5 protein-coding genes are annotated in these 6,117 nt (G+C 71.1%); 3 read left to right on the top strand and 2 right to left on the bottom strand.

Annotation, left to right across the window (positions count from 1 at the left end):
• On the top strand, positions 1 to 3,550 hold a 3,550-nt coding region (locus RJ1_RS15775; RefSeq protein WP_073361329.1), incomplete at its 5' end, for a cation-translocating P-type ATPase.
• A 29-nt stretch (positions 3,551 to 3,579) separates the two neighbouring features.
• Positions 3,580 to 3,852, top strand: coding sequence for a hypothetical protein (locus RJ1_RS15770; protein ID WP_073361327.1), 273 nt, complete (start codon positions 3,580 to 3,582; stop codon positions 3,850 to 3,852).
• A 15-nt stretch (positions 3,853 to 3,867) separates the two neighbouring features.
• On the opposite strand, the gene RJ1_RS15765 is transcribed toward RJ1_RS15770, so the two are convergent.
• Positions 3,868 to 4,374 (bottom strand): WKL family lipoprotein, encoded by a 507-nt coding sequence (locus RJ1_RS15765; RefSeq protein WP_073361325.1) that lies wholly within the window; start codon positions 4,372 to 4,374, stop codon positions 3,868 to 3,870.
• A 119-nt stretch (positions 4,375 to 4,493) separates the two neighbouring features.
• A complete protein-coding gene (locus tag RJ1_RS15760; RefSeq protein WP_073361323.1) occupies positions 4,494 to 4,763 on the bottom strand; it encodes an ANTAR domain-containing protein in 270 nt (89 codons plus the stop codon).
• A 135-nt stretch (positions 4,764 to 4,898) separates the two neighbouring features.
• Here RJ1_RS15760 and RJ1_RS15755 point away from each other — a divergent pair, with 135 nt between their 5' ends.
• On the top strand, positions 4,899 to 6,002 hold the full coding sequence (locus RJ1_RS15755; protein ID WP_073361321.1) for a GIY-YIG nuclease family protein: 1,104 nt from the start codon (positions 4,899 to 4,901) through the stop codon (positions 6,000 to 6,002).
• Positions 6,003 to 6,117 lie beyond the last annotated feature (115 nt).

Raw genomic sequence — 6,117 nt, 5'->3', positions numbered from 1 at the left:
GAAGGCGGCGCGCACCGCCCGCGAGGTGTTCGCCGCCACGCTCGGCCGCGGACTCGCGGATCGCCACGGCGTGCTTGCGCTGCGTCCGGGTGCGCTGCGCTGCCTGGACCGGGTCGACGCGGTGGTCGTCGACCCCACCGTTCTGCACACGGTCGAACTTCGGGTGAGCGCGATCCGCGCGGTCCGGGACTCCGACCGGACCCGGGTGTGGGAGGCCGCCCGATCCGCCATGGACGCCGGAGCTCTCGGGGCGGGCTGGCACGGTCTCGGCGAGCTTCCGGGTGATCTCGCCACGGCGGCCGAGGACGACGACGCCGCCGTGCTCGTGACGCCCGCCCACCACCCGCACGCGGCGGCCGTGCTCGCGCAGGCCCGAACGTCGGGTGCGCAGGTGGTGTCGGTGGACGTGGACACCCTCGGCGGTCTCCGCTCGGCCTTCGACGATCTGTTCCCCTCGAGCGGATCACCGGACGCGGACCTCCGCGACGCCGTCGCGGCACTGCAGGCGAAAGGCGCGACCGTCGCGGTGCTCGCGGGCCGGGCGCCGCAGGCCCTGGCCGCCGCGGACGTCGGCATCGGCGTTCTCGTCGACGATGCCCCACCGCCCTGGCCGGCGGATCTTCTCGTCGACGATCTCGTCGTGGCCTGGCGGGTACTGCGGTCGCTGCCGGACGCGAGGACCGCGAGCCGGCGCGGCGTGGAGATCGCGACGGCGTCGTCGATACTCGGTGCGCTCCTCATGCTGCCGGGAGTGCGCGGCCGCGGACCCGGACCCGTGACGGTCGGGGCGGCGGCCGGAGTGTGGACGGGGCATTCCCTCGCGCGCGGAGTGCTGCGGGCCCCGGTTCCGGCCGCGGCCCCGGTCCACGCGTGGCACGAGATGCCGGTGCCGGACGTACGCCGCCTGCTGCCCGCGCGCGAGGAAGAGGAGACGAACGGCTCCCGGCGTCGTTCGGTGAACCTGGTGCTGTCCCCGGTCGAGGCGGTCGGGCGACTCACCGCATGGCCGGTCGGGCTGGCCTGGGATTTCGGCCGGGCGATGCGCACCGAGCTGTCCGATCCGCTGACCCCTGTCCTCGCCACCGGATCGGCGGCGAGCGCTCTGCTCGGGTCGCCGGTGGACGCGGTGCTCGTGGGGTCCGTCCTCGTCGGCAATGCCGCGCTGTCGGCCGTGCAACGTCTGCACGCCGAACGCCTGCTGAACCGATTGCTGGCGGCGGGGGATCCGCCCGCACACCGCGTCGTCGGCGTCCCGGAACATCGGGTGACGGAGCAGGTGGACGCCTCGCGGTTGCGGCCCGGGGACGTGATCGAGATCGGTCCCGGCGAGGTGGTGCCCGCCGACGGCCGGCTGCTCGAGTCCACGGGCGTCGAGGTCGACGAATCTTCGCTCACCGGCGAATCGCTGCCGGTGGCCAAGCAGACGGCGCCCACCCCCGGTGCACCGCTCAGCGAACGCGCCTGCATGGTGTTCGCGGGAAGCACCATCCTCACCGGCACGGCGACGGCGATCGTCACCGCGGTGGGCGAGACAACCGAAGCCGGGCGCGCCGGCGCACTCACTCCCGCGAGCGCGTCGCACGTGGGTTTGCAGGCGCAGCTCAGGAGCCTCACCGACCGGGTGCTGCCCGTCAGCGTCGGAGGCGGTGCGTTGGTGACCGCCGTCGGGTTCCTGCGCGGCACCGGACTGCGGCAGGCGGTCACCAGTGGTGTCGCAGTCGCGGTGGCGGCGGTTCCGGAGGGCCTGCCGCTGGTCGCGACGCTGGCGCAGCAGGCCGCCGCACGCAGGCTGACGAGGTCGGACGCGTTGGTGCGGGCGCCGCGTTCGGTCGAGGCGCTCGGCCGCGTCGACGTGGTGTGCTTCGACAAGACCGGCACCCTCAGCGAGAACCGGCTCCGGGTGGTCAGCGTCGTCCCGCAACCGGGGCACGAACGCGAGGAGGTGCTCGTCTGCGCGGCCCGCAGTGCGGTGACACCCGACGGACGTCCGGCCGCGCACGCCACCGACGCCGCGATCGCCGAGGCAGCGGGCCTCCCCCAGGAGGACGGCGAACACACCTATCTCCCGTTCCGGTCCGGGCGGTCGTACTCCGCCGCGCTGTCGGGGACGCACCTGTCGCTGAAAGGTGCGCCGGAGACCGTGCTGGAGGCATGCACAGGAATCGACGCCGACGACATCCACACCACCGTTCTCGGCATGGCGGCCGACGGGCTGCGCGTCATCGCCGTCGCCCGCCGGACCGTCACCTCCTTCCAGGCGCGTCGCGCCGCCGACGACACCGCGGTACTCGACAAGCTCTGCGGCAGCGGACTGGAACTCGTCGGACTGCTCGGGCTCGCCGACACCCCGCGCCCCGAAGCGGCCGGACTGCTGCCGGAGTTGGAACGGCGACAGGTCGGCGTCCGGTTGATCACCGGCGACCACCCCGTCACCGCGACCGCCATCACGAGAGAACTGGGATTGTCGGTGTCGCCCGAGCAGGTGATCACCGGGACCGACTGGGACACGTTGTCGCACCGGGGTCAGGAAGATGCCGTCGAGAAGTGCGTCGTCTTCGCCCGCATGTCCCCGGAGAACAAGGTGCAGATCGTGCAGACCCTCGAGCGGGTGGGGCACGTCTGCGCCATGGTCGGCGACGGCGCCAACGACGCGGCGGCCATCCGGGCCGCCAGCGTGGGCATCGGAGTCAGCTCCCGTGGCAGCGACCCCGCCCGCAGCGCCGCGGACGTCGTGCTGCTCGACGGTCGCGTCGATGCGCTGCTCGACGCCCTGGACGAGGGCCGTCAGCTGTGGCGGCGGGTGCAGGCGGGAGTGTCGGTGCTGCTCGGCGGAAACGCGGGGGAGGTGGCGTTCGCCCTGGTCGGCAGCGCGATCGCCGGACGGTCGCCGCTGACCGCGCGCCAACTCCTGCTGGTGAACGTGCTCACGGACGCCCTGCCTGCGGCCGCCCTCGCGGTGAGTCCGCCCAACGAGGATGCCCGGGGTGAGGGACGCGGCCCGGACAGTGCGGCGCTGTGGCGGACCGTCGCGATCCGCGGCGCGGCCACCGCGGCAGGCGCGACGACGGCGTGGGCACTGGCCAGCGTGACGGGCCGGCAGCGCCGGGCATCGACGGTCGGGTTGGTGGCACTGGTCGGCACACAGCTGGGGCAGACGCTCATCGATTCGCGGAGCCCGCTCGTCGTGCTCACCGCGGGCGGTTCACTCGTCGCGCTCACGGTCATGGTCAGCACTCCCGGCGTCAGCCAGCTCCTGGGGTGCACCCCGCTCGGGCCGCTCGGCTGGGCCCAGGCGCTGGGTTGCGCGGGCGCCGCGACCGCGGCCGCCGTCCTCGCCCCGGGACTGCTGGAAAAGCTGGCGGGCGATCAGTCGACGATCTCGATCACGCCCGCCCGCAGCAGCACGGCGTACACCTCCCGCAGCGGCGGGGTGAGCACCCGGGTCACCGCCCCGGTCAACGGGTCCCCGGCAGCGGAGAACACACCGACAGCGGTCTGGGCGACGGAACTCAGCACGCCTGCAACGGTCCGCGATCAAGGTGGCGGATAGGAAAACGGCACGGACAAGGGAGACGAACGATGGCCCAACGAACGTCGGACGCGGAGTCGCAGAGCGACGCCGTTCAGCGGGTGCGGGAAGCCCGCAGCTTCGCGGTGCAGTTACCGGTCCTCGGCAGGGTGCCGCTTCCCCGTCCCGAGCAGTTGGCGTTCTTCGCCGCGATAGGCCTGCTCGCGGCCGTCGAGATCATCGAATGGCCGGTGGCGGTGACCATCGCGGCAGGACACATCCTGCTCACCGATCAGCACAACCGGGCCGTCCAGGAGATCGGGGAAGCCCTGGAAGGGGTCTGATATCGGGGTGCGGGATCAGGCGGGCGGGCACGCCGGCGACGTCAGCTGCGCGATCGCCACGATCGAGCACGCCGTCGCCTTCGACAGCTTCCACGTGCCGTTCTCGCCGGGCACGAAGATGGCGGGCAGGGTGTTCTGCTGAACCTGACCGTTGATCGTCAACTGCAGCTGCGCGCTCGCGCTGCCGTCGCCGTTGTCGATCACCGGGTCCAGCACCTGCACCTGCGCACCCGCCTGCTGCGAGGCGGCGGCGACCTGATTGAACAGGTTCGGATCCTGCTCGGACCCCTCCACCATGGCGATCTTCTCCTCGAGCGGAGTCGCCGGGTCGAGCCCCTTCGCCAGCAGGGCGTTGAGCTCGGCCGCGGTGGGCAGTACGAGATCGTCCGTGGTCGCGGCCGCGGACGCGGTGGTGGACGTGGTGGTCGCGCTCGGGCCGGCCGGCTCGTCGGAACCACAGGAAGACATCGTGAGGGCTGCGGCGATCGCTACCGCGGCAACCGTGATCTTGCGGATCGTCAACTCAGTTACCTCTTCGTATCTCGGTGCGCAGGTCGTTCGGTCTCACATCGAGTCTGAAGGGTTGCGGGGCGTCGCGCCGCGGAAGCCGGAGAATTCTCAGACTTCACCGCACATCGGCCTCACGCCGCCGTGCCGAAGGCGCCGCGGTACGGAGTGGCGTGACTCCACTGCAGAGCCGCCGCGGTGAGATCGGACGCGGGAAGGTCGTGATGGTGAGTCTGGCTGAACGCGATCAACGCGCGGGCGGTGCGCGCCAGGGCGACCTTGTGTTGCCGGGACGTCTCCGCGAGTTCGGTGAACGCGTCGTTCTCGGAGCAGCCGCGGAAGCCGATGAGGATGCCGACGGCGATGTCGACGGCCGTGCGGGTGGAGTAGCTGGGTGCTGTCATGAATGTTCTCCCAACCTGCGTCGGAATGGGTACCACTCCATCTTCCCGCACGGGGTGGTACGTCGAAAGGGTTCGAATCGCCCCGTGCATTAGTCGTCCGAGTTCTTCACCGAACTTTTCCCTTACGGTAGGGGCATGGCTACCGTCTGGACGATCCCGATCGACATCACTTCTCGCTGGCTCGACAATGCCGAGGTCCAGACCTTCCTTGCGTCCAACGATCACGACAACGCGTCCCCCGACCCCCGGGTGCGGTTCGCGCAGTTCGCGGACGTCACGAAGTCACTGGAACGGCACATCGGTCACACCTTCTCTTCGGTGCAGGGCGCGGCCACCGCGTTGTTCGACGGCATCGAGGGCGGTGTCCCGGTCGCGTTGAAACTGGCGGCGCTGCGCCTGATCCTGAAAGAGGTGTATCAGACCCGCCACGCGCCGCAGCCGTTCCCGAAACGGGTGGGCGAGGAACTCGGCACCTACGTCTACGCGCTGCTCGATCCCCGCAGCAGGTCGGTGTTCTACGTCGGAACGGGGCGGGGCACGCGGGTGTACGGCTACGTGTGGGAGGCGTTGGCCGAGAACGAGCACCGGCAGACGCTCGAGGATACGGAAACCGACGGCGCCGAGGTGAAGGCCGCGACGATCGCCCGCATCCGTGAGATCTTCGACTCCGGTCACGAGGTCGAGCACTACATCGTGGCGCATCGGGTCGGTGACGCCACCGGCGTCGGGGTCGTCGACGCCGTGCGCAACGGCGTGGTCGGCGCGCTGGGGTTGAACGAGGGTGCCGTCCTCGCCAATCTCGCCGGCGGCGCAGGAGAGCATCGCGCGGTGCCCGTCGACGACCTCGTGTTGCAGTACGCAGCAGAACCGGTGCCGAATCTCCCGACCCCCTGCGTCGTGCTCGAGGTGCCCGCCGCCTCCCGGCGCGGCGTGACGTCGGAACAGGTGTACGAACTGGCCCGCGGCGCGTGGGCCGCCGGCGCGGCGGTGCGCAACACCGACGACATCCCGGTGATCGTGTTCGCGGACAACATCGTTCGCGCCGCGTACCGGGCCAAGTCGTGGACGTCCGTGGCGAGGCCGGGTGACGCGTCGCTGTGGCGGTTCACGGGCGAATCCGACACCGAACTGGCGTCGCAGTTCGTGAACAAGCGGATCGTCCCCGCCAAGGTCGGTCTGAAGAAGTGGCCCACCCACGGCTGGGTCCCGCACCTCACCCAGGCCCGCCCCGGCCGCTGACGTGAGTGGCAAAGCGTGCCCCGGCACACTTTGCCACTCACCTGCGGAGTGGCCTCCCGAGTCGGTGGGTTGTGGTAAGTCTGAGCCGACCGGAGTTGGGGAGCGAAGGGAGGCC

This window comes from Rhodococcus jostii NBRC 16295, assembly GCF_001894825.1.
GTDB lineage: Bacteria > Actinomycetota > Actinomycetes > Mycobacteriales > Mycobacteriaceae > Rhodococcus_F > Rhodococcus_F jostii.
Note: the sequence above shows the minus strand (reverse complement) of the source record. Positions and strands in the feature narration are given on the sequence as shown.